Source organism: Paraburkholderia sp. UCT31, from assembly GCF_014397655.1.
GTDB classification, from domain to species: Bacteria; Pseudomonadota; Gammaproteobacteria; order Burkholderiales; family Burkholderiaceae; genus Paraburkholderia; species Paraburkholderia tuberum.
In genome coordinates, this window is record NZ_VZQP01000062.1 from 19937 (window position 1) to 42644 (window position 22708).

Here is a 22708-nt window from a genome sequence, read left to right on the forward strand (position 1 = left end):
AGACCCTCATGGCAGGGACTCGATGGTATAATTGTAAAGCACAGCCGCTTTTACTAATCTGGAACTCGTACGTATAAAACGCCCAAGAAGGGAACTTCATGCCTATCTCCACCGAAATGGTCAAGGCCGCAGAGACCGCCTATAAAGCTGCTGCCGCCGACGGCGGAGTCTCCGACGCGCAGCGCATGAAGCTTGCGCTGGAAGCCGTGCTCGCACAGGCTACGAGTCGGCCGGCGCCCGCTGACGCGCAGCCGGATGTCGCCGAGCGCCTCGCGTTTGCCGCCGATGACGGGGCGCGTGCCGCGCTCGCGGGCGTGCATGAACTTTACGTTCATGAAGACGGATGCGCCGGCCTGCCCCCCGATAGCGTGCTCCAGGAAGGCGACAAGCCGCTTTGCCGCTTCGTGTGGACGTCGGACAGCGGCGACATGAGCGCGGGTATTCAGCCGCGCGCGTATTGGGCGCTCGCTGACGACCAGAGCGGGACGGTGCTTTCTGACTTTAGTGGCCCAATCCACGGCAGCGGCAGAGCCGGCAGTCACTCCCTCTGCACCACCCTGCGCGAGATACATGGCCGCGCGCGACGTGTACTGGCAAATCACCATGCCTATCCCAGCGTCATCCGTCGGTTGGTCGATGAGTTCTTCTCTACGAAGCAGGCGCGCCGGGTTCATGTCCGTGTCCTGTGGGCGAACAGGCACGCGCTGCGTGCACGACGCGCCGCCCAGCGAACGGCAACGACGACGCAGGGTCGAGTCCGCGCCGGAAATGCGGCCGTGCGTAAAGCTCTAAACGGCGAAGGCGTGCACGCCTTCTCCTACCATCTGGCTGGCTGGGCTTCCACGCGACAGGTACTCTCACAGCAAGCGGCTATCCTGCGCGGACTCTTTTATCTGCTCGATGCCGGCGAGGCCGAGTTGCAGGCCGCCTACGAGTTCTATGAGGCCCTCGCGCGCAACGTCGAACCCGCTGAAAGAAATACGCCGCTAAACAACGCCGCTTTGCCGGCAGCGGCTGAAATCCTCTGCTGGCGGCTGCTTGCCGCGATTTGACCGAGTGCGCCCGGGTGCACTGCTCTCTCCCACATTTTCATTCTCATCGATGCTGACTGCCGAAGACCTCCGCCTTACCCAAGATGCCGCGTGCGCCGCTTGCGAACGCGCCGAGTTGTCTCTCATGCACCTTCTCTCGGGGAAGGTGTTTCTCGAGACACCAACCGTTTATGGCGAACAAGGCGATTTCGACCCGCTCAATGACGACGGCACGGCCCTGCGCCTGCTGGCCCACTTCGGCTTTGACGTCACGCGCATGGGTCCGAGTATTACGGTAGCGGGCATGTTCGCCGGTGGTCTCCTTGTCGACGTCGAGGAGCGCCTGGAAAACCATCAGGGCGATGCGGCCCGCGCACTGCGATATGCCATCACGCGCGCCGCCGCTGCAATCGCTGTCGAGTCTTCCAGGGCGGACCACTGAATGGCTGCCTACGTCGACGATGCCGCCATCCTCTATCGCGGCAAGCCGCGCTTCCACCTCTCGGCCGATAGCCTCGAGGAGATGCACGCTTTCGCTTCCGCCATTGGGGTGAACCAATGCTGGTTCCATCGTGGCACGCGGCACCCTCACTATGACGTCACCGCAGAGCAGCGTGACCGGGCGATAAGCGCCGGCGCGATTCCCGTCGACCAACGAACCTTGCTGCGCGTCGCAAAAGGCATGGCCCGGCCGACGCGCGGCGAAGCGTCCCCCCAACTTTCATTGACTACCGGACAATCCGAATGACCAACAATAACCGTAGTGCAACTGGCGCCCCGCTTCCTGAGAAAGGGCGCGGCCCTTCTGACGTCGTGCTCGCAGTGCGGGACGCATTTGGCTGCACCATGATGGAGGCCAAGGAATACGTTCGCAACACGTTCGCTGATGACCGGCGCAACGCCCAGGCCCGCGCTGAGATTCATCGCCGTTACGCTGAGCAAGCACTCGGGGGCCTTTGTGCACGGGAAGGCACTCGGGGCGCGCTTACTAACTCCGATATGCGCTCGCTGTGTCAAAGCGCGCATGGCCTGGCCACCATGATGGCCGAGACAGAGCCGTCGTTCGACGCGTAGCCGCGTGGCGGCGCGAAGACTTTTCATCGGCGACACCGCTTTCAGCAGTCGCTGAAAGTGCCTCGGCCAGTGAAAAGGGCGACGGCGGTTCTTCAACAGAAACAACGAATCGAGCGGCACATTGGAAAAATACGAAGCATTCTGGGAACAGGCCCGTACGCGACTGCGCGAGAGCGACGACGCGCGCGCGGCGGGAAAGCCTGAGCGTGAATTGCGCACATTGCGGGCGGCGCGAGACTCGGTCGAGCGCGCAGTCGCAAAGCTTCCCCCCGAGTACCGGATTACGCGCGCCGCCCTCGAGGCGGACATGCAGCGTATTGACAAAAGGCTCCAGGCGGCAGAGGCATCCCCTATGGCGCTGGAAGCTCCCAGTCACGGGGCAGAGCTGTCCTGCTCGCCGGAGTCCCCTCCAGCGCTCGAAATACACGACATCGGAACCGTAGCAGTCTTCATGCTGGCGCTGGTGCTGATTTCTGCGCCGCTCTGGTGGGCGGCGCTAATGCCGGCTTCGGTGCAGCGGCCAGTGTGCCTGCCCTATATCGTTGGTGCGCTGCCTCTTCTACTGGCCGGTGCTTTCCTCACGGTGGAACATCTAAAGGAGCAACGCCGGCCGCGCGAGGTGCATGCCTTCGCCGGGCCGATTGTGTTTTTCGTCGGCGTCGTCGCGTTTGCGCTTGCTGGCATCGAACTGCTCGCCGGCGTCTTTCAAAGCTTCTTCTGACGGCACGGCCGCCTCAACCAACACTCAAGAGAACAGAACAATGGATTATTCACAAGCCTCTGACGCAGCACTCCTTGAAGCCCTCTCGCCGCAACGCGAGAGCAACGCGGCGCTCGACGAATACATGCGACGACAGGAAGGCCGCATCGCGCGCCAGCGCGACATCACGCGGCTTGTGCTCGAGGTCGTTACGCTGCCGGTTGTGGCTGTGGTAGACCTTGAAGCTACCTGCTACGGCAGCCCTGAGGAAAGCGCAAACCACGCGAAGGAAGTTATCGAGGTAGGCTGGGCGCTGATGGAACCGGCCACTGGCCGCGTGCTCGAGTCAGAGCAGTTCTATGTGCGACCGACGACGTCGTTCGTCAGCTCTTTCTGTACCGAGCTCACCGGTATTCGTCCCGAGCAGGTCGAGCACGCGGAAAGCTTCGCGCAGGTGATGGAGCGGGTTCGCGCGCTGCATGAGCGGCACGGTGTCAAGCTGTGGGGCTCCTACGGCGATTACGACCGCAAGCAGCTCGAGACCCAGTGCGCGAATGAAGGTGTCGCCTATCCGTGGGAAGGCCAGAAGCACTTCAATATCAAGGAGTTCGCCGGCGCGTTCTTTGGCTTCGGCAAGAAGAGTCCTGGCCTCGCGCGCGCACTCGAACGCGCTGGCCTGGCCTTTGAAGGTCGTCACCACAGCGGCGTCGATGACGCGCGCAACACAGCGCGCCTGCTCGCTCATATGCTCGGGCGCAACGCCTGAACGATTCTGGGTCGCAAGCTGATACGCACGGGCGCGCGTGGGATGCGTGCCCTCCAGTGGATTAGCCGAGCGCTCCTTCCGCCGAACCGGAGCCGAAACTCAAGTCGTCAGAGCGGGATGCCCAAAACAATCGCCCATGGTCCGAACAGCGCAAGAAATCCATAGTGCGAGATGCTCTCACACCAGATTCCTCGCATGTGGCAGGGCGAATCGCTACACGTGGAAATCTTTTATTTCCGCAGGAATCGTAATGACTAAAAACTTGACGACAATTTTGAGCTTGTTGGCGGCGATGGCGTTGAGTAGCTCAGCACCTGCGGTTGCGGGGAACACCTACATTTACCGTATTCCTGTTCACGGATTGGCTGCTTCAGCGTCTTCGCCTCCTCAAACCGGAATAGTCACGTCTGGCTCCGGACGCAAATGGGCGGATGGAACCTATGCTTCGAGCTGTCTGGGATATCTGAAGGGAGACGCAACCCACGGCTACACGGGAGCCACAGGAAGCGGCGCCTACACGATTTCAGTGGGAGGAGTGCCCACGGTCGACTGGTGCGATATGACGTCCGACGGCGGCGGATGGACGCTGGTCGAAAAGGGCTCGGCGAGTACCGCCCCCGCGACCTGGGTCACCTCCAGCGCCGTCCAGACAAACTACCTGACGAACGCTGGATTTTCGGACGGCAGCGGGAAGCTGGCGGATACGGATATCAATAGTCGAGTGACAACGGGTTATCGACTGGTTGGGGTTTTCGGAGGTACTACCCGGGTACGGTACATGAAGCCGACCTGCACTTACAACCAAAGTGCATATCCTGCTGGGGATTGCCTCTCCAGCTACGCTTCGCTAGCCTGGACTGGGCAGCAGACCTGCAACGCCGGATACACCCCCATGACTCGCGGTATGTGCGACTACGCAAGCACGGCGGGAGTGTATTTCTGGACCGCCGACACACGTGGGGGAGGGCTCTCCTGGTTCGTGGGCGACGGTACGGGCGGCGGATACACCACCGACTACGGTGACGCAACGAGCGGGTCGTTCGCCATGTTTGTGAAATGACAAGCCCCTCCGGAGGGCCGCATCAAAGTCCCGACACTCGCAGCATTCCTGCAGCCGATGGCTAGTTCTGCCCCTCGTCGCTGACCATCCGCTTCGGAGCCAGGTAAACATCCGGTTCCCGCAGGTGGTCTCGATACGCCTTGAAGACGTTAAAGACAGCGGGCATGCGGCTTGCCACGCCGACGGTCAACAGGTCAGAGGCCGTTTTCAAATCACCGGCTTCCAGTGCATCGAGAACGGCAAGCATCGGCGCGGCTTCTTCGGCGCTAAAAAACTTTTTGATTCGGGCTCGTTCGTATTTTTCGTCAAATTCGACGACTTCGGATTTGATGAATCGCATCAGCCTTCCTTCAGTTCATGACCTGGTCCGTACCGCTCTCTGCGGCCGGCCTTCGATATGCGTTTGACGTCCCCCGCTCGGCCTGACGAGTCACTCAGCTCGTGGCGCGAGGTCACGCCACTGGAGTTCTCGCAGGACGCCGTCACAATCGCCTGGCATTATATCCTGGCATTCCCCGCCCGCCTGGCTTTGGCCGCAGAGCATGGGCCCCGCCATCTGGCCGCATTTCGGACACACGCACCAGCCGCCGCCGATTTCGACCCTTCGCTTGCTACACCCATTGCCCAACCAATTTCTTTACCCGAAAGCATGCGCAATCTCAGCACTACACTCGTCCTTTCAGCAGTAGTCCTCTTTGCCTCGACGCCGGTTTTCGCAGAAGGCAATAACCGCCCCGGTCCACTTCCCAGCGCGAATTCGCCTAGTACCCAAAATGTAAATACCGATGTCAATGGTTTCCCAATAATCGATGAGGCGGCAGCCAAGAAGAAGAGACTAAGAGTTCTGGCGGGTATCACTCGGGGTTGGTCCAAATCGGACCGGGCTGCCCTCGCTCCGTTGCTGACCGCAAAAGATGCTTTCCTCGACGCGCGGGCATGTGACGAAACGGTCAATGATGGTGTACCGGGCTATCTCGCCCAAGGCTACCAACGGGAGGCCGACGAAGACAGCTTTTCGAAAACCTTCCGCCGAGTCGCCAAGGGCAAACTCCGTTTGCACACAAGCAAGGAAAGCTCAGATGAAGACGGTAAGCTAAACGAAGTCTATCGATTCGTGCAAACAGGGGATGAAGTGGTGTGGTCCCAAGGGTCCGGTGACGTAACGAAATCCGGAGTCCAGGAGACGGAGCGCAGGTGGATTGCTTATCGTGACGCGTGGGTACGTTTCGCCTCAGTGAAGTTCCCGGATATGCCCCGAGCCTCGCTCATCTTTGCTTTGACAAAGGAGCGTGTATCGCAGCTACTCGAACTCGCTGAAATCCGCCGAAACGAGGCGGCATCCCCGGCGGAATCAAAGGAGTTGGTGGACGCTCTAGAGGTACTCAGAGCGACGCCGGTACACCTCGGGGCAGCGACAGATGCAGCTGCCGCCAGCTCCGGCGCGGGCACCGCTGCATCGCCTGCCAAAGTGCTGCGATAGGCGCCCGTCCGTGGAACACAAGTCGCGCCGTTGCCATAACGCCATTGCGCTCTTCCCAGGCCGAGTGAGCTTGCGCCGGTGACATACCCCAACCGGACAACGTTCCCGGCTGCGAACACTGCCAAAGCCGCCCACTCCCGCTCCCGCTTCCTCCCCAGCCGCATACATCGATGTGGGGCTTTCCTCGTCTCGGATGTGTTCGCATTCGCAATGTGCTCGCGTCGGGTTGTCAGATAAAGAAATGTAGCGCCTAGACGGTAACGCTGCGGGGTATTTGCGGAAGAAACTCGTGGCGGTACATCTCCGGGTCAGTCAGGACACCGCGTCGGGCGGTGGTTCGCGTCGTAATGCCGGGTTTGTTGATACCGCGAGACTCCATGCACATGTGACGACAATCCAGAACGACGGCGACGCCCTTAGCGTCGAGACCCTCAATAATCGCGTCCGCAATCTGGTTCGTCAGCCTTTCCTGCACCTGCAGTCGCTTCGCAAAGATGTCGACTACTCGCGACATTTTCGACAAGCCAACAATGCGGCCATTGGGAATGTATCCGATGTGGGCGACTCCGAAGATGGTCGCCAGGTGATGCTCGCACATCGAATAGAGCGGGATGTCGGTCAGCAGGATGATGTCGTTTGAGTCCTTCGCGCCGTCGTCGAATGTCTTTAAGACGGCTATCGGGTCCTGGGCGTAGCCTGCTGTCCAGCCCTTCAGGGCCTTCATATAACGGCCAGGCGTCTCAGCGAGTCCTTCCCGCGCGGCATTCTCGCCGTTGATGGACTGCAAAAGTTTGAACCCGATTGTGAGTTCTTCGTCGGTCAGGTCATGCATTCTAAGACAACGTCCTTATTCTAGTCCGACTCCAGGTCAATAATCTGTACGGACTCTGCAACCACAGTTAGGAACGAAACGAACCGCAAAGGCATGCGGGCGCAAACGTTCTTTTCCGGGACCGGCCGACGATTCCTTCAAAAGCGTGGGATTATACAGACAAATCCGGGCGATAAAAAACCCCGCCAAGGTCCAACTACGGCGGTTGAATTACGGACGGCGGTCACGATACCGGCGGACTTTCCTGTTCCGCGAGGCTTTCTGCGCCATCCAGTTCCGCGTAGGAAAGAAGACACAGAATCGAATCGACAACCAACGCCAGGATGGATGTGTGCGCCAATATGCTGCCGATGCCGCAAAGCTGGGTGCCCAGCATCGGATTCTTTGTTGCTACAACGCCCGTCAGCGTTCCCGCTATGATGCCAAAAATGAGTGGGACGACGCTAATGGCTCTCTGGCGAACCCTTTGGCCGACGTGGAATACCGCAACTCCAACCGATACCATTGCCAGCATGAGCTGGACAATGTCATAGGTGTCCGGATTGAGCGCCAGAAACCCGACGTTGTCTGTGGCCGCCAGTGCAAGCAGACTGGTCGTTGCGACCAAGCAAAAAGTGAGTGGTTTTTTCATGTCTCCTCCCTTTTGAACCTTCTCAAATGTAGGAAGGGAAATCCACATCTTTTGTCGTCTTCACCCCTAAACAGCCCGTTTTACGGGTATTCACCTACGACTTGAATGGCTTGGACCATGTTTTGTAAAGTCAACTCCGATTTGTAAAAGACGCGCAATGCGCGTAAACTAACGACATCAAACAAGACAGAAGCCCCACGTCAATCACCCCGCCCTGAAGGGCGAGGCTTGTAAAGAGCCGAGGTTGACCAGCCCCAGTCCCGCAGGGGACTACGTTGTACAGAGGTTAAAGACCCACTCCGGAATGCTTTCCTCAGTTCCGGACTCTGGAACCTGCGACCGCAGACACGCTTCGGGTAGGCACGAAACGGGTCGCAAGGATGCACCGCTGTACAACATGGGCGAGGGGAGCGAAGCCATAAGGCTTCCGTCACAAGGTCCCGTAAGGGACAAAGGAGAGTAAATGGCAGTATTTGTGCTGGACAGACGAGGCAGGCCGTTAATGCCGTGCAGTGAGAAGCGGGCGCGCCTGCTACTCGCGCGCGGTCGGGCGCGCGTTCATCGCGTGGTCCCATTCGTGATTCGGCTGACGGACCGTCTTGCAGAGGACAGCGCGTATCAGTCGCTTCGCGTCAAGCTCGACCCGGGCAGCAAGGTAACGGGTGTCGCGCTGGTCCGGATGTTCGACGAAGGTGTGGCTGTCCTGAACCTCTTCGACCTCGTGCATCGCGGCCGTCAAATCAGCGAAGCGCTCACCGCGCGGCGCGCCTTCCGCCGCAGGCGGCGTAGCGCGAACCTTCGCTACCGCGCGCCGCGCTTCAACAATCGGACACGTCGCGAAGGCTGGCTTGCGCCTAGCCTTCAGCATCGCGTCGACACGACGATGTCCTGGGTCCGGCGGCTGATGCGCTGGGCGCCGGTCTCGGCTCTCTCGATGGAGCTCGTGCGGTTCGACATGCAGGCGATGCAGAAGCCGGAGATTTCCGGCGTCGAATATCAGCAAGGCGAACTGTTGGGCTATGAGGTTCGCGAGTACCTGCTCGAGAAGTGGGGGCGACAATGCGCGTACTGCGACGACGAAGGGGTGCCGCTGCAGATTGAGCATATCGTCGCGCGTGCGCGCGGCGGCTCGAACCGCGTGTCGAACCTGACGCTTGCCTGCGAACCGTGCAATTGCCGCAAAGGCTCGCTCGATGTGCGAGAGTTCGTCAAGGACGAGCAGCGGCTCAAACGTATCCTGGCGCGGGCGAAAGCTCCGCTGCGCGACGCTGCCGCTGTCAACAGCACACGTTGGGCGCTCGCCTCGGCCCTGAAAGAGACGGAACTCGCGGTTGAACTCGCCAGCGGCGGGCGCACGAAGTGGAATCGCACGCGCTTTCACATTCCGAAGGCGCACGCGCTCGATGCCGTCTGCGTTGGTGAAGTGGAGACTGTCCAGGGTTGGAAGCGTCCGACGCTGGAGGTCAAGTGCGCGGGTCGCGGCAGCTATCAGCGCACGCGCCTGACCGCGCAAGGCTTCCCGCGCGGCTACCTGATGCGTACCAAACGTGTACACGGGTTTCAGACCGGTGACCGCGTCAAGGCCGTCGTCCCTTCCGGCAAGAAGGTCGGCACCTACGTCGGGCGCGTGGCCGTTCGCGCTACTGGCAGCTTTAACATCCAGACGTCACAAGGCGTCGTTCAAGGCATTAGTCATCGACACTGCAAGGTCATACAGCGTGCCGACGGCTATGGCTACTCACACTAACAAAGCGGCCGGCTACGCCGGCCCTCCTTTCCTCCTCGCCCTGAAGGACGAGGTTTCCAGGAGCATTTCAACGGATGAAATTCAAGGAACTCTTCACCCTCGCCGCCAGCGGCGCACCCGTTGTCGTCGAATGTAAAGACGAGGTCGGCCGTTGGGACGGCTATGCGGAGGCGGGCATGCGCATGGCAATCGTCGGCGGGAGGGTCACAGAACCCGAAGTTGGCCAGTTGCTGGTCGACTTCACGGAGTTCGACTCGTTCAACCAGACTTTTGAGTCTCGCAACTATTACGACGCCGAGGGCAAGCCCACGCGCACCGCGCGTGAGGCAGGTTATTACAAGCCCAAGGACGCCTTCTACGTCGACCCGGAAGAGGATATCGGTGCTTTCCTCGAAATCATCGACGACAAGCGCAAGCGCCTCATCGTCGCCTACGCCGAACTGCCAGAGCCGAAGCCGTCTTACACCTCGTGGCTCGAGCAGATGGTAGTGACGCACGTCCTCGAGGGCAACGACTGAGATGTTGCCAGTAGAACAGAATCCTGTGGTCACCGAAGAGATGCTGGTGGCGGCCGACGAGGCGTACGACAACGTGATGCACACGCGTGGGCCGCTGGCGGCCACTCCTGCGATGCGCATGGCCATCTTGGCAGCATTGGAAGCCGCGCCCTTCCCGCGACCGGGCATGCTGGCGAGCGACCGGGCTATCGGTCTTGTCGCCGACACGCGCAAGGCGATTCGCGAGCTCCGGCGCAGCTTGCCGGCCGATGTTGCGGAGTCCACAGTCAATACCGTGGGCTGGACGGTTGCGGTGTTGTGCGAAGAGCTTGCAGCGGCTCACCGACAGCTGAGCGCGCTCAAGGGCGGCGCGCCGCAGGCGACATAGCATGGTCGAACAGAACCGGGCGCGCACGACCAAACGGCGTGTCGCCCTCGTTGAGAGTCCAGCGCCAGAACTTGTGCGAGCGACGCGCGCACGGGCAGGTCTCTCGCAAATCAGGGCTGCGGGCTTGGTGCACACCTCAGTGCGTACCTGGCAACAGTGGGAAGCGCCAGAAGGTACGCCCAGCCACCGCAGCATGCACGCCGCTTTCTGGGACCTCTTCTGCCGGAGAGTGGCAGAGCTACCCAAGGCTGGCTCAACCCGCAACGTGCGCAAAGGAGATGCCCTCGTGGCTGACAAAGAAGAACTTCAGGTGCTTCGGAATGGATTTCTCGGAATGATTGGCTGGGCAGCGGCCCATGGTTTCGGCGACGAACTCCCCGCCGACCTTCGCGCAATCGCGGTGGGTGCCCTGGAGGCCCTGCCCGGTAACCCGACGCTCCGGGAACTCGTTTTCCCTGCAATCCAAGCCTTGCACGATTCGCCATCGGATACCGATAACCCGCGAAGCCGCGCTTGACAACTCTAGCCGAATCCGCGCTGTCACGGCTCCGCCCTTCACTATCCAAAAAGCGAAAACTATGAGTACCTTCAAAACACACTGCCCGGTCGTCAAGCGGACCACCGAAACCTTCACAGAGTTCGTCACGGTCGGCGGTGAGCGTCGACGCATGACCTTCGAGAAAGACATCGTCTGGATTCAGGAGTCCGAGACCAAGAGGCTGTTCCGGCACGGTGGCGAGGTGCTCAAGGAAGGCTCGACCACCACTGACTACTACGGTTATCTCACGTCCTTCCGAGACGAAAACGAGTCGTCAGAACGCTCAATGCAGTTCTATGGAATCACGCCGGAGAGTTCGCTCGAACTTGTACTCATGACCACCATCAGGCTGAGTCCGGCAACGGAGACAGCAGAAACCCTCGAGCACAACAGGAAAAAGCTGCCCGACTACAAGGCGCAGTACGCGGATGTTCCAAATGACTGGCGTCAGGAAGTCGTTGCGGACGGCGAGACCCTGTGGCCCTATCTGCAGCCCATCAAGCTAGCACAAGAGGTCGTATGGTCCAGCAAGAACACTCCCGAGCAGAACGAAGCCCTGGAACAGGAATTCACGCGCAAATGGCAGGTATCGCCTGAGGCGCGCGAGACTGCCTCGGCCTGAGTCGAACCGGCTTTGCGCGGCGCGCCGCCGAAATAGCAGTCCGGTGGGCGCGTGCAAAATAGGCGTATGGACAACGCTGGCGGGCAGGCATCTTTAAGCGTTCCTGTCGCAGTGCATTTCTTTAAACAATCACCCGACACGATGAGCCAATCCCAAGACCTCACTTCCGAAACGCTGGTGTCTCTCGCCGGCACAATTGGCGATGCCGCGTTTCAGCTAGGCATCCACGCCGGCGTCGACAAGGCAGCGAAGGCACTGCGCGACAAAGCCGGTGTCGCTTTTGCATCCGGCAATGACACTCTCGCGCGCACGCTTCGCGACCAGGCGGAGCAACTGGACGAACTGGCCGGACGGGAGCGCCGCGTGTACGACAGCGCGGGGGATGAAGCCCGTACAGCAGCCTATGCCGAGTTGGGCCGGCGCGACGCGAGCGCCGAATTCTCGACCGGCGCCGCGCAACGCGGTTGACCACCTTGCCCTGGGTTCCTCGGAGACCTGCAGGACCGACTCACGCTGCATATCGCAAAGCATCGCAAGGACTCGCGGTACACCCCATGCAGGACGCGGGACGCCAGCCTATTGGGTGAGGTTGATTGTGCTGAAAAAGACAAATAGGAATAACGATGTTTAATCCGAACTCGCGGCTTCTGCTCGCTGTCGCAGGCTGTGTCGCGTCGCTTCTGTTTTCGCGGACGGCCAACGCCACCTATACGGCGCCGCCGGATGAGTCCGTATCCCAGAATTCCGGGTTCGTGTCCGCAACGACCGCTACCGGCTTCATGCACGCGGACCAGTTTTCTCATTTCCCTGACGGCTCGCTCGCAATCTGCGTTAAGGACGCCACCTGGTCGTCCGAGTGTGCGAAAGACGGATGGGTGACACCCGCGCAAGCCGTAAAGCTGCGTGCGCCGGACCGGCGCTATGTCGGCTTCCAGCTGTTCATCCTAAAAGACGGCCCACAAGTGTACCTGTACTACCGCTAACGGGAACCGCAACCATGATGCAGACCTTCATCGACGAAATCGACGCGGCCCAGGCCGGAGAAGCATGGCTCATTCCGTTCGCGCGGGAGCACGGCGCCGACCAGATTGAGATGCTAGCCGGCGCTACGCCCGGCGGCGTGCGCTCCGCCTGGAAAGGGCGGAGACTGCTCGGCTACTACGTGGTTTTGCGCGACGGCCTGAACTGGACCGTGTTGGTCACGCACGACCTCGTGAGCCAGACCGCAGAGGCGGCGTCCCCGCCCTCGACAAGTTAGGGCGTAGCGCCCCGGCGGCGCGCTTGGCTATGCCGCTTTCAGGTGAGTGCGGCGGGCGGTCTGGCGCGTGGCCGCGCGGCGCGGCGCCACACGACCGCTCGCCACCATCACCGCCGCGTTTTCTCGAGGGCCGACCCACTCTACCGGAACACCACGGCGAAGCTTCTCGACTGCGCTCGCGATTTCGGCTTTTGCGCCCTTGCCGCTCAGGATTTTCGGATGCGGGAAACGCGACTTCGAGAGGTCGACGACGTTGGAGGGGTCGTGACTGAGTCCAAGACACAACAGCGGCACCGGAATAGCCTCGAAGATGGTGTCATTGAACTCGGCCACTCGCGTGAGGGTGTTCTCATGCGTCGAGAGTCCGCTGTCTGTGAGCTTGGCCGTCGCGGCCGTCAGCGACACGGTAATGGCGAGCGCAAGGTTGCCCTTCATCTGCGCGTGCTGGAACTTGGCGAAATCGGCATAGAGTCGCCCCACGTTACCGAGCTGAACCTCGAGCAGGATGACCCGCTTGCCAATCTTGCGGCAGAAATCCACCCGCATGCCGTCGGTTTCGCTTACGCCGGTAACCGCCACTTCCTTCGTCCAGCCGCGCTCGACGAGTTCCTGTTCAATCCAGCAATTGAGCATGGGCTGCAGGATGCATTTGCCGGCCTGCTTTTCCGACTTTCCGGGCCAAAGCGTTGTCGAGACCGACTCGAGCGCCTCGATGAGTCCGCGCACCTCACGACGGATTGTGCGGTTTCGAAGAGCGGTATCCGCGCGATTTGAAAAGCTGGAAACGTTCACGAGGGGCCTGCAAATATGCAAAGCCCCGTGTAGGGAAGCGTTTTAGCCTGCCGACAGGTGTATTATTTGTTAAGGGCTTGAGGGTCCGCGCGGTTTGTAGAACTGAAGACTTCCTTATACGCGACGCCCAACCATTTTTTGAGGTGAGTGATGCATCGTGGATGCGAAAGCAAGCTTGTCTTTTCGAATTCGGGTCTGGTGGGATTCGCTACGGGCTCCGACCATTGCACGGAGCACGAGTGTGGCAGCGAAGTCCTGCTGTCGAGCCTGACGGCCAAGAGCGAATCCGAAGCAGATGCCATTGATGTCCTTCGACGCGGACAGGAGCCGGTCTATCCGGACCTGCTCGAATCGAAACGCATCGTGAAGTTTCCGCAACAGCTTCAGTTCGTCATTGCCGAGGGCGATGTCCCCGAAGCAATTCTGGGCTTCGCGCCGCAAAGCCTGTCGGAGTGCACAAATGAGCTTCGCTTCATCGAAGGTTCCAAGTATCAGGACCCCCACGTCGCGGGCGCATGGGACTCGGGTTCGTTCGCAATCCGCGTGCGCGGCGTGGGATATGTGCAAGCGCTCACCGCCTTTCATGAGGCACTTCGCGCCGGAAATGTCGTCTTCGCTGCGACATTCCTGAAACGCAACGAACGCCTTGGCGGCGTCATCATGGCGGACCTCACAAAACTGAGTGAGGACGACAAAGCGGCGGTAAAGCAGGCTCAGAAGCAGTTTGACTCGCAACTACGTCTAAAAGCCCGCTCACGAGTCGTTGAGCTCAATCAGGAGATTGTGCGGTACATAGGGCGCGGGGTCGGCCATCTCTGGCCAATTTGGTCGGACGAGGCGGAAACGGATGTCGTGTATGGCCTGAACCCGGGCTACGGTGTCGATGCAGAGTACTACGGCCCCTACACGAGGGAGCAGCTTTTGGCGTGGGCAAAGGCGAACTGCAGCTACCGCCTTATCCGTGAACGCGCACAGCAGCCCGCATAAAAATTCGAAAGCCCGCGCTTGGCGGGCTTCCTTTTTTTCCACTCGGCATACGGTAGCTTAAGGCGCGTCGATTGCCCACTGCGGGCTGCGCGCCCTGCTCGCCCGGCTCAATGGCGCCGGCTGGCGGTTCCTCATCTAGGTGCTACGGGACGGCCTTACTCGATGCGGCCTGCCCCACTCGATATAGGCCGGTATCCCTTGGCGAGGTCCGTCACGCGGCAACGCCTGCGAGCGAGTTTCTGCCAATCGTCTCGGCAAGCAGCGTTGCGCAGAACTCAGAGCGGCTCGTGGTTTTTCCGCGCAAGTTGTCGTAGGCCCGGCTGGCGTCTTTTACGAGCCGGCTCACGGCCTGCTCGCTTCCAAGCGCCTGTGCGGCGGTTTGGAACAGCGTCACCTGCAGTCCGATTGTCGTGTCGGGACCGTCTTTCTGACTGACGCGGATAGACTTGTGAGTGCGGATTTTCTTCTGTTCGAGTTGTTGCATTTGTCTAGTGCTTTCGTGGCCGTTACCTATTGTAAACGGTAAAATGTAAAGCCGTCGAGTGCTTTCCAGACAAACATTTGTAAAGCCTACCGAACTTGAAAATCAAAGACGGGATGCGGCGCTACTACACTCGTTTCCAAGCGCTGCGCGCGTGTCCATCTCAGAGATGACCGCTTTGGCCCGCCGTACTGCAAAATCGCACATTGCTGTCCCGCTTACCCTCGCCCGAAGCTGCTTGAGCCACTCGGCCCATTCCTCCGGGGTGCCTCTCGATTTCGCGGCCGTCGAGCATTTGTCGACTCGGCGGGCACCGATGGCATGCTAGCCTTCCTGACTCGGAATGGCCGCAATCGCTGCGCGACGGCTCTCGAGCAGAGCCTCGATGTCGGCAATAGCTTCCTGCGCCCGCTCGATGAGTTCCTGGTTCATCTTTACCCGCTCCAGCGCCTCGGTTTCGTCCAGATTCGGCGTCGCCAGCGAGCTAATAATGCTTTCATGCGCCCGGAACACTGTCGCGTGCAAATCCGACATGGTAACGATGAGCGTCCAGAGCGTGATGCTCTCGGGCGCTGTCTGCGATATGCGCCGGTTTTCCAGCGTGTCGTCGAATGGCATACCTCTCCTTCGGAATTCGTTGGTGTGAAAGTGAAGTGGCCCGGCTTTGGCCGGGCCACCTGTGTCTGCGCATCGCGGGTCAGCGGACGCGGTATTGCTTCTGGCGTTGAACCTTCCAATTGCGTTCGTTGCTCCGAACGTAGTCGTCCCAAGGGCTCGGCAGGTTCTTGCCCTGCCGGGCCGCGCGCGATGCCGTCTCGCCGTCCTCGAAGAGGACAAGAGCATTCATGCGACGCTCGGGGAAGGTGCCGATGGTTCGATACCAGCGCCCGTTGGTGCGCTTGCGGCCCTCGTGAGAGACTCCGTAGTCACCTTGAATGCGAGGTTTCTTCACCGGCGCAAACTCGGCAAACGCCTCAATCGCAAGCGAGTCGCCCACCGTGTTCAACACCAGCCGAGAAGCACGCTCCTCGGCGTAATACCACACCGTCGACGCTTCGGGCTGGGCGAGCCATGCCCGTGCGCACACCGGCTTGCCGCGCTCGAGACGCCGCTTAAGGCGGCCGTACCCGCCAGACGCTTTGACCACCTGTGCTTTCGTGCGATACACCGACACATTGCCGTTACGGTCATAAACCGTGTACGGCCCATCATTTTTCGGAATGACAACCATGCTAGTCTCCAGTAATTAACTGACTAACATGGCGCCTCCGGGAAGGTGAGTTTCATGAATTCTTCTCCGTTATAGGCTAGGTTTCCGTGCGCCGCCCAACGCGGCGAACCGTTCCGGCCCGGGCCAGCGTCGAGAGGAAATCCTCCACTGCAGGCCTGCGCGATTGTATAGCCAAATCCTTTAGCCTCGGTGTCCGCGCTGTAAAGTGGCGCAGGCAACAAACACTCGTTACAAAAGCGGCGGCCGCGTATAATTGCCTCCAAATCGTAGCCTTTACATTAGCTCAAGAAAAGCGCTGAAGGATTGCACGCCGCGCCGCCAAGGCTCCGGCGTAAATGCGACCATGAACCAGAGGACACAACAATGAGCAACACCGCCGATTCGCAGTCATTCCGCGAGAGCACCTTACAGCTGATAAATTACATGCGCGACGCATGGACCCACGGGCTGTCGCTCAGCGAATGCCCCGAGCTCGCCAAGCGCCTCAATGTGCTGCTCTCCGGCGAAACCATGAGCGAGGCCGTCGCTGAGAGCGAACCCGTTCACCTGCTCTACAAGACGGGCGACGCAGACGCGCCGCCGCAGGTCCTGGACCGCAACGGCGAGGTCGTGCTGGGGCTTTGCAGGGTCTGCGGGAGAGCCGAGTCCGAGCTTGAGGAGTCGTGCACTCCGCCCGCGCAGTCACCTGTTGCGACACAGTCAGCGCAATCGAATACGTGGATTGGCGCATGGACGGACGTGATACGGGGGTTGCCAATCAGCCGCCTGTCAGACCTCGCAGTCACCTCCGCACCGGAAGATGAGGCGCAGACCCGCCTGTCGCCGGAGCCGGTGGCGCACATCCAGCACCGCGATGGACAGGTGTTTCTCAACACGCTTGGCGAGTGCAAACGGCTGGAAGACTTGCCGCACGGCACCAAGCTCTATCTTTGCGCCCCTTCTGTCGTCTGCTATCCGGAACAGCAAGCAATGCCCGGAATCAACAACGCAACTCGCGCCGGCGATGAAGCGCAGCCCTCTGTTACAGCGGAGCCGGTGGAGCAATTTCCGCGTCTGGGTCATAGGCTCATGCATTGCCTGCGTCGCTTCAACGGATGCTGCGAGGATTCCGAGTCGGACGGGCATGATGTGGACAAGGAGGACATGCGCGCGCTGGCTGAATTTGGCGCGGTTCGCGTCGCTCCTTTCGGGCGTCACTACCTGACCGACTTCGGACGCTATCTTCTCACCAGCTCTCCTGCCGCGCAGTCAGCGGTGACGACGGAGGCCGTGCGGGTCAAACCGACCACGGTCGCCCTGCCGGACAGATGGACGCTGGAGCGCACGTCGGAATTTCAGGTCAGGCTAGCCGCGCCTGACGGCAAGGCGTGGCGCTTTAACTGGCAGGACGGGGGAAGCTCCGACGCGTTCATCTGGCAGTTCCTCACCGCGATGCTGGACACGCCACCGGCAGCCATTGCTAACGGACCGCACGACCCTGCCGCAGCAGGCGCGACCGACGAGGAACAGGAAACCGCGTACTTCAAGCGCTGGGAAAACGAGGCACCTGCCGCGAGTGAGCCGAATCATCCTCGGAAGCTAACCGCACGCGACGCGCCTACCGACGCTCAGCGTCTCGACACGCTTCAATCGCTCGTATCGTACAGAACGGGCTTCACTGCGGACGCGACAATCGACGACCGGTTGGAGACTGCGCTCATCGACAGCGAAGGAGATTTGCGAAAAGCCGCAGACCTTCTCGGCCGTGCGGGAGTGGCCGGGTGACGACAGCTCAAAGCGACCTGATTCCCCACGTGCAGCGCGACGAACTGGCCGCGTGGAGCGCCGCCGCAAGCGCCCTTGCGAACTCGCAAGCAGTCGACGTCTGGCAGTGGGCTCCTGTGGAACCGACCGAGGAAATGGTAGCGACCGGCTGCCGTCACGAGAACATGGGTGACATGACGGGCCGCTACCAGGCGATGCTCGCCGTCGCTCCTCGGGCCGCCACGAGTAGCCGAAAGCTGTCGCTCGAAGAAATTAATCGAATCGTCTTCGACTGCCAGGCGAACAACGGTGAATGGTATGCGCACAACGTGCGCGCCGCGATAGAACAAGCGCTGCGCGTCAGCGAAGGAGCACCTGTATGACGAGTCGACAAAATTTCGAAGCGTGGTTTCGTCGCGAATACGCGATGCCGGACGACCTTGCCTTCAACTGGGACACCGACCAGATTCGATTCGGTCTGAAGGCGTGGGAAGCCTCGCACGCCGTCACGCGCGATGCCGAGCCAAACTGGAAGCATCCAGACCTGCAGGAATTGTTGCAGGCATTGCGCCTCCAGGTAACGCGCCTGCAAACGGAGCTTCGCGTTATTGGAAACCTGATTGACAGTCCCGCGCACGAGTACAACACGGACACAGAGGCCGACTACACAACGCCGCTGACCGACAAGGTGCACGCGTTTGTGAAGGCGACGCGCGCGCCCGATACGCCGGCAGGCGCCCAACCGGCCCGCCTCACCGACTATCAGCGCAAAGAACTGCAATCGCGCCTCACAGAACTCGTTTACTCCGCGCGACAGTGGCAAAATGCCTACCTCAACAGCGCCTCCCCGCCGCTTCATGAGAAGGCCGGGGTCGAAGACGCCGAGCGCTCTGTCGTGCGACTTGTTGAGAGCTTCTACGCGGATGCTGCTGGCTCCCCGGCGGCGCGGCTGAACTATCTGCTCGCTGAGCTGCGCAAGCGCTTCCCCGCCGCTCACAACGCTTTCAGCAGCGAACCGCCGGAGCAGAAGCTACTGGCGGCTGTTGACGCAGGACTCGCAGCCACCTCACAGCGACGCGCCGGCGAGCTGAAGCTGACCGACGGGCCGAAACGCAGCATGACCGGACACGAAGCATACGACCGTTTGCGCCAATCGGCTTGCGGGTTCCCGGCCCACAACAACCGCGAAGGTATCGGGTCGGTCACTGTTCGCCATGACGATTTGATTGTCATGCTCGGCGAACTTGAAGCAGCCCGCGCCCGGAACACGACGTCACGCGAGCTCGATGCGGCGACTGATACGAAACGTCTTGATTTACTCGAAGCTGCCGCGCAGACCGGAGTTATCACTATGGGGCTTGAGCTCGATGGTGGTATCCACCTCGAGTTGGCGTACATCGGGGAACAGCCGCAGCAATATCGGGAACGCAACAGCGTACGTGATGCCCTCGACGCTGCGCTCAACCATGACGCAGTGGTACTGACCCGCCTCCGTTTGTAACCTTCGCGGGCCGCACACAAGGGCGATAACGAATCGGAAAACTTGAGGCACGAGCTATGAGCGATTTCAGCATTTTCAACGACCCGCCAACGCAAGCCGAGATTGACGGCGCGTTTCGCGCAGATGGCAGGAGCCTTACGACAGGCGAAAAGATTGCGCTTGGCCCCGGCATTCTCGGTCTTGAGGTCCTTGTCGGCGCGGCGGTCGATGCGTACAACGGCGAATTGACGCCGGAAAAGTCTCCGTGGCAGTGCCAGCCCGGGGCCATCAATTGGGACTGGTCGAAGTCGATATTCAGCGAGACCTACGCGAACAAGGTGCGGGCAATGAACCGCGAGCTGGTGCGCGGTGAAGTCAGTGCAATGACGCGGCAAATCCACATGGAAGAACAGGCACTGTCGGCGGTTAAAGACGCTGGGAAGGTTGCCGGGAGTATCGCGGGAGCCATTATTTCTGGTGTCGTCGGCAAGAAGTGGGGCGATTAAGCGAATTACGCCGGTTTTGCACTGCTACTCCAGCAATAGCAAAACCGGATTGCCGTCAATACTGGTGCACCTTCAGTTTCGGCAGGGGCACAGAGCGGTGCGGAATTTGTAAAGGAAGATGGATGGGCTTTCAAACACAAAACTTCAAACTGGCCACAAAGCAAGCACTCTACGCTGTCTTTTGCGGCGATACCGTGCGCGACGACGACATCGTCATGCTTTGGGCCTCTCCGCACAATACCGCCGACCTGGATATGACCCAGCCCGCTGCCGGGCTGCTCGCGACGCAGCTGCCGGGAATGGTGCTCAGACCGGAGCTGAAGGGCGCCACGTACGAAGAGGTTTGCGCGGCGTTCGACCAGGCCTTCCGCCGGCGCTATTCGGAGGCGATGCGCTGGAAGACATACGCACAATCGAAGGATATTGCCGGCGAGACGCGGGACTACCATCCCACTACGCTCCGGCTGCTCCCCTTTCTTGAGACGGCGACGCGCTGAAGCACTGTCGCGACGCAATCCTCGGGCAACGTGTGGGTAGAAAGGCTCTTCCGGCCGTTGGTGGCGGCGCGTTGGCTATACCGTTCACGGGCTAACCGTGCAACTCATGAGGACAACACCATGTACGAAAAGAAACTGGAAGAGCTGGTTTTTGGTATCGGCCAACTGCATAAGGCAAGCTTCCGGGCAATGGAAGATATGGCCGCAAAGCTCAAAGCCGCTGCTACCGCCGATGACCCTCTGGCAGTCGTCAAGGTCGCTGCCGACCTGCCGGACCTGCGTTATCGCGTCATCTGTGAACGCGTCTATTTTCAGGTGCTCGCGCGCCTGACAAACGCAGGTACTTCGCGAACAGAAACGGCAGAGCAACGAATCACCTCCACCTATCAGTTCGCGGTGGATATGCTGCGACGCGAGGCGACGAGCGGGGGAAGCGCAAACGGCGAGCATCGTCTCGATGAGGAATCGCGCATGCGCGCGTGGGCCGAGGTAATTGACGTCTTCCAGCAGGTCGAGAAGACCAAGCACTGATTTACTGCCGGAGGCTCACGCTTCCGGCTTTTTCTTGGGTATGTGGATTGTCTGGAAACCTTACACGTTTCAACCAGAGAATCCGGATACCCAATCCATCCTAATGCCGCAATCACCGCAGTATTGCGGCGCGTCAAGAAAGACGCCGCGCCCTATTGCCAAAGAAATGCCCCTTCAAGCTTTCGCTGAAGGGGCGTAATTACATGGGCGGCCCTCGACAGCAGGGCCAATCTAGCCGATTGCGGTGCTGTTGGCGACAGCGTTACGGCCCGCATCCGTCAACGTCATCCGGCCGGCGACACTCGTTACAAGTCCCTGCCTTAGCAAGGCCCCTGCAGTCCCTGACGCGCCGCCATGCGCGGACCGCCCGCTGATGTGTCCGAAGGCTTCCCGTCCGGCGGCCAGGTTCTCGAGGACCACGCGCATCGACGGTGAAATTCGCGCCTTAGCCATTGTGCTCCTCGTTTTCCAGCACGCTTTGGACTTGCGTGGACGCGGTGGCCCGCGAACCAGCCAGCGCCTGACACAACCGCGCAAGCGTCCTTTCAGTCTCGTCGCTCGATGGCTTGTCATGCGCAACATGCACGCGGCCTTGTGGGTCGGTGACGAGCCAGCCGTCGTGATACTCGCCGAAATGCCAGCCGTTCAGCTTGCGCTGGGCGGCGCCTGCGAGCGTCATACCCTCGAGGACAGCATCGCGGCATGCGTTGAAACCCTCGTTGAAGTATTCGGTAGCGAGATAGGCCTGCGTACCGCCGCGATGCTTGTTGCTTACCTGTGCATCCGGCACCACGAGCAGCGATGCCCCGGAGCACTGCAAAGCGGCTTCGGCCTTGAGAGCGCGCTCTTTCCAGTCCAGAGCAGTGTCGGCAGTGTCGGCAATCTCGGTCTCCCCTGTGTTCACTTGCGGCCAGCCACCGGGGACGCCGTCGAGAATCTGCGCGGCCTCGACCATCAACCGGTATTGGCAATCCGGCTTGTGGTGCGAAGCTGCCGGCGTGCCAGCAGCGGTTCGACAGGTGCATACATCGAACTTCTGCGCCACGTTGAGAACAGCAGTCGCATGTGACGGAGTCAGCCCGTCTTTAGGTGCTTCGCTTTGCGTTGTAGAGGTGGTCATTTAGTGTCCTGTCGTTGTGGAAGTGTCCTGAGACACCCAGTGTAGGGACTCCCCTGCTTTTTTGTAAAGCGCCGAAGTCTCCTGAAAAATCTCTCAAAGCAAACGGCTATCGGCTTATCCGGGATGCTAGAACATCGCCGACGATGGGCCCGCGTGCACCCCTCAACCGCGTAATCGGCACGCCCCTGTCGCCGGAACGGACCGGACCGGACCGCGCTTTCCTATACGGCTCAACGACGCCCACCCCTTGCCCTAAAACACAATGAAAACGTACACCAGAGCAGCGCTATCAGCTCTTGTCCTTAGCCTTCTGGCTCTAGGGGCGAACAATCGAGCCTCTGCCGCAACTTACACCCTCCGGGTGCCCTTTTCGGGGCTACGGGGCCAAGCACAGGCACAGGCACCGGTACCCAAAGGGCCTTATCAATTCACGGCGTGCGGAGCCACCGGTGCCAACGGGCCGACCGCCGCTCAGTGTGCGACCGCTTATAGCGGAACGCTCCTGGCCGGAACGGTATCGGTATCGGGCGGTATTCAGTCGTGGACCGTGCCGGCAACCGGAGCCTACACCGTAACCATCGCGGGAGGTGTGGGGGGGGCGTCGTCAGGGTTTGGCCCGGGTGGCCACGGCGCTGTCCTCACTACCACTTTATCCTTGACACAAGGCACTGTTCTGCGAATTCTGGTCGGTCAGGCGGGACAAGGCAATTATGGGG

The 22708-nt window shown here is 60.5% G+C and carries 31 protein-coding genes; 23 read left to right on the top strand and 8 right to left on the bottom strand.

Annotation, left to right across the window (positions count from 1 at the left end; translation table 11 throughout):
* Positions 1 to 98: 98 nt before the first annotated feature.
* From F6X40_RS34875 to F6X40_RS34905, 7 genes are all read left to right on the top strand, one after another.
* A complete protein-coding gene (locus F6X40_RS34875) occupies positions 99 to 1052 on the top strand; it encodes a hypothetical protein (protein WP_187631013.1) in 954 nt (317 codons plus the stop codon).
* A gap of 124 nt (positions 1053 to 1176) precedes the next feature.
* Positions 1177 to 1473, top strand: coding sequence for a hypothetical protein (locus tag F6X40_RS34880; protein ID WP_187630983.1), 297 nt, complete (start codon positions 1177 to 1179; stop codon positions 1471 to 1473).
* Positions 1474 to 1779: a DUF4031 domain-containing protein gene (locus tag F6X40_RS34885; protein ID WP_187630984.1), complete on the top strand. Its 306-nt coding sequence runs from the start codon at positions 1474 to 1476 to the stop codon at positions 1777 to 1779.
* Positions 1776 to 2105, top strand: a complete 330-nt coding sequence (locus tag F6X40_RS34890; RefSeq protein WP_187630985.1) for a hypothetical protein — start codon at positions 1776 to 1778, stop codon at positions 2103 to 2105. Before F6X40_RS34885 ends, F6X40_RS34890 begins: the two co-directional genes overlap by 4 nt.
* A gap of 121 nt (positions 2106 to 2226) precedes the next feature.
* Positions 2227 to 2826: a hypothetical protein gene (locus tag F6X40_RS34895; RefSeq protein ID WP_187630986.1), complete on the top strand. Its 600-nt coding sequence runs from the start codon at positions 2227 to 2229 to the stop codon at positions 2824 to 2826.
* Complete coding sequence (locus F6X40_RS34900) at positions 2780 to 3571, top strand: 3'-5' exonuclease (protein WP_187630987.1); 792 nt, start codon at positions 2780 to 2782, stop codon at positions 3569 to 3571. Before F6X40_RS34895 ends, F6X40_RS34900 begins: the two co-directional genes overlap by 47 nt.
* A gap of 250 nt (positions 3572 to 3821) precedes the next feature.
* Positions 3822 to 4631 (top strand): hypothetical protein, encoded by an 810-nt coding sequence (locus F6X40_RS34905; RefSeq protein WP_187630988.1) that lies wholly within the window; start codon positions 3822 to 3824, stop codon positions 4629 to 4631.
* A gap of 61 nt (positions 4632 to 4692) precedes the next feature.
* Here the strand turns inward: F6X40_RS34905 and F6X40_RS34910 are convergent, their stop codons facing one another.
* Positions 4693 to 4971: a hypothetical protein gene (locus F6X40_RS34910; protein ID WP_187630989.1), complete on the bottom strand. Its 279-nt coding sequence runs from the start codon at positions 4969 to 4971 to the stop codon at positions 4693 to 4695.
* A 309-nt stretch (positions 4972 to 5280) separates the two neighbouring features.
* On the opposite strand from F6X40_RS34910, the gene F6X40_RS34915 reads away from it, so the two are divergent.
* The gene (locus F6X40_RS34915) at positions 5281 to 6111 is read left to right on the top strand and encodes a lysozyme inhibitor LprI family protein (RefSeq protein ID WP_187630990.1); all 831 of its coding nucleotides are present in this window, start codon (positions 5281 to 5283) and stop codon (positions 6109 to 6111) included.
* A 250-nt stretch (positions 6112 to 6361) separates the two neighbouring features.
* Here the strand turns inward: F6X40_RS34915 and folE are convergent, their stop codons facing one another.
* A complete protein-coding gene (folE, locus tag F6X40_RS34920) occupies positions 6362 to 6943 on the bottom strand; it encodes a GTP cyclohydrolase I FolE (RefSeq protein WP_187630991.1) in 582 nt (193 codons plus the stop codon).
* Positions 6944 to 7166: 223 nt separating this feature from the next.
* Positions 7167 to 7574, bottom strand: coding sequence for a hypothetical protein (locus tag F6X40_RS34925; protein WP_187630992.1), 408 nt, complete (start codon positions 7572 to 7574; stop codon positions 7167 to 7169).
* A gap of 463 nt (positions 7575 to 8037) precedes the next feature.
* Here F6X40_RS34925 and iscB point away from each other — a divergent pair, with 463 nt between their 5' ends.
* The 8 genes from iscB to F6X40_RS34965 all read left to right on the top strand — a co-directional run bounded on the left by iscB (position 8038) and on the right by F6X40_RS34965 (position 12624).
* Positions 8038 to 9321 (top strand): RNA-guided endonuclease IscB, encoded by a 1284-nt coding sequence (gene iscB, locus F6X40_RS34930; RefSeq protein ID WP_187630993.1) that lies wholly within the window; start codon positions 8038 to 8040, stop codon positions 9319 to 9321.
* 74 nt (positions 9322 to 9395) lie between these two features.
* Complete coding sequence (locus tag F6X40_RS34935; RefSeq protein ID WP_187630994.1) at positions 9396 to 9839, top strand: hypothetical protein; 444 nt, start codon at positions 9396 to 9398, stop codon at positions 9837 to 9839.
* A gap of 1 nt (position 9840) precedes the next feature.
* Positions 9841 to 10206: a hypothetical protein gene (locus F6X40_RS34940; protein WP_187630995.1), complete on the top strand. Its 366-nt coding sequence runs from the start codon at positions 9841 to 9843 to the stop codon at positions 10204 to 10206.
* Positions 10207 to 10492: 286 nt separating this feature from the next.
* Positions 10493 to 10723: a hypothetical protein gene (locus tag F6X40_RS34945; RefSeq protein ID WP_187630996.1), complete on the top strand. Its 231-nt coding sequence runs from the start codon at positions 10493 to 10495 to the stop codon at positions 10721 to 10723.
* A 61-nt stretch (positions 10724 to 10784) separates the two neighbouring features.
* Positions 10785 to 11366 (top strand): hypothetical protein, encoded by a 582-nt coding sequence (locus F6X40_RS34950; RefSeq protein ID WP_187630997.1) that lies wholly within the window; start codon positions 10785 to 10787, stop codon positions 11364 to 11366.
* 66 nt (positions 11367 to 11432) lie between these two features.
* Positions 11433 to 11834 (top strand): hypothetical protein, encoded by a 402-nt coding sequence (locus F6X40_RS34955; RefSeq protein ID WP_187630998.1) that lies wholly within the window; start codon positions 11433 to 11435, stop codon positions 11832 to 11834.
* Positions 11835 to 11989: 155 nt separating this feature from the next.
* A complete protein-coding gene (locus tag F6X40_RS34960) occupies positions 11990 to 12349 on the top strand; it encodes a hypothetical protein (RefSeq protein ID WP_187630999.1) in 360 nt (119 codons plus the stop codon).
* A 14-nt stretch (positions 12350 to 12363) separates the two neighbouring features.
* Positions 12364 to 12624, top strand: coding sequence for a hypothetical protein (locus tag F6X40_RS34965; protein WP_187631000.1), 261 nt, complete (start codon positions 12364 to 12366; stop codon positions 12622 to 12624).
* A 27-nt stretch (positions 12625 to 12651) separates the two neighbouring features.
* On the opposite strand, the gene F6X40_RS34970 is transcribed toward F6X40_RS34965, so the two are convergent.
* Positions 12652 to 13416, bottom strand: a complete 765-nt coding sequence (locus tag F6X40_RS34970) for a hypothetical protein (RefSeq protein ID WP_187631001.1) — start codon at positions 13414 to 13416, stop codon at positions 12652 to 12654.
* Between the two features lie 150 nt (positions 13417 to 13566).
* On the opposite strand from F6X40_RS34970, the gene F6X40_RS34975 reads away from it, so the two are divergent.
* The gene (locus F6X40_RS34975) at positions 13567 to 14403 is read left to right on the top strand and encodes a hypothetical protein (protein ID WP_187631002.1); all 837 of its coding nucleotides are present in this window, start codon (positions 13567 to 13569) and stop codon (positions 14401 to 14403) included.
* Between the two features lie 211 nt (positions 14404 to 14614).
* Here F6X40_RS34975 and F6X40_RS34980 read toward each other — a convergent pair whose 3' ends face one another.
* From F6X40_RS34980 to F6X40_RS34990, 3 genes are all read right to left on the bottom strand, one after another.
* A complete protein-coding gene (locus F6X40_RS34980) occupies positions 14615 to 14887 on the bottom strand; it encodes a hypothetical protein (protein ID WP_187631003.1) in 273 nt (90 codons plus the stop codon).
* A gap of 321 nt (positions 14888 to 15208) precedes the next feature.
* Positions 15209 to 15502 (bottom strand): hypothetical protein, encoded by a 294-nt coding sequence (locus tag F6X40_RS34985; protein WP_187631004.1) that lies wholly within the window; start codon positions 15500 to 15502, stop codon positions 15209 to 15211.
* A gap of 79 nt (positions 15503 to 15581) precedes the next feature.
* Positions 15582 to 16115 (bottom strand): hypothetical protein, encoded by a 534-nt coding sequence (locus tag F6X40_RS34990; RefSeq protein ID WP_187631005.1) that lies wholly within the window; start codon positions 16113 to 16115, stop codon positions 15582 to 15584.
* A 363-nt stretch (positions 16116 to 16478) separates the two neighbouring features.
* On the opposite strand from F6X40_RS34990, the gene F6X40_RS34995 reads away from it, so the two are divergent.
* The 6 genes from F6X40_RS34995 to F6X40_RS35020 all read left to right on the top strand — a co-directional run bounded on the left by F6X40_RS34995 (position 16479) and on the right by F6X40_RS35020 (position 20872).
* A complete protein-coding gene (locus F6X40_RS34995) occupies positions 16479 to 17879 on the top strand; it encodes a hypothetical protein (protein WP_187631006.1) in 1401 nt (466 codons plus the stop codon).
* Positions 17876 to 18241: a hypothetical protein gene (locus tag F6X40_RS35000; RefSeq protein WP_187631007.1), complete on the top strand. Its 366-nt coding sequence runs from the start codon at positions 17876 to 17878 to the stop codon at positions 18239 to 18241. Before F6X40_RS34995 ends, F6X40_RS35000 begins: the two co-directional genes overlap by 4 nt.
* Positions 18238 to 19359 carry a hypothetical protein gene (locus F6X40_RS35005; protein ID WP_187631008.1) on the top strand — a complete coding sequence of 374 codons (1122 nt, stop codon included), beginning with the start codon at positions 18238 to 18240 and terminating at the stop codon, positions 19357 to 19359. The genes F6X40_RS35000 and F6X40_RS35005 overlap by 4 nt, the downstream gene beginning before the upstream one ends.
* Positions 19360 to 19415: 56 nt before the next feature.
* Entirely contained in the window at positions 19416 to 19844 is a 429-nt protein-coding gene (locus tag F6X40_RS35010) for a hypothetical protein (protein ID WP_187631009.1), read from the top strand.
* A 122-nt stretch (positions 19845 to 19966) separates the two neighbouring features.
* Positions 19967 to 20341: a hypothetical protein gene (locus F6X40_RS35015; RefSeq protein WP_187631010.1), complete on the top strand. Its 375-nt coding sequence runs from the start codon at positions 19967 to 19969 to the stop codon at positions 20339 to 20341.
* 120 nt (positions 20342 to 20461) lie between these two features.
* Positions 20462 to 20872 carry a hypothetical protein gene (locus F6X40_RS35020; RefSeq protein WP_187631011.1) on the top strand — a complete coding sequence of 137 codons (411 nt, stop codon included), beginning with the start codon at positions 20462 to 20464 and terminating at the stop codon, positions 20870 to 20872.
* A gap of 445 nt (positions 20873 to 21317) precedes the next feature.
* On the opposite strand, the gene F6X40_RS35025 is transcribed toward F6X40_RS35020, so the two are convergent.
* Entirely contained in the window at positions 21318 to 21917 is a 600-nt protein-coding gene (locus tag F6X40_RS35025) for a hypothetical protein (RefSeq protein ID WP_187631012.1), read from the bottom strand.
* Positions 21918 to 22708: the final 791 nt, after the last annotated feature.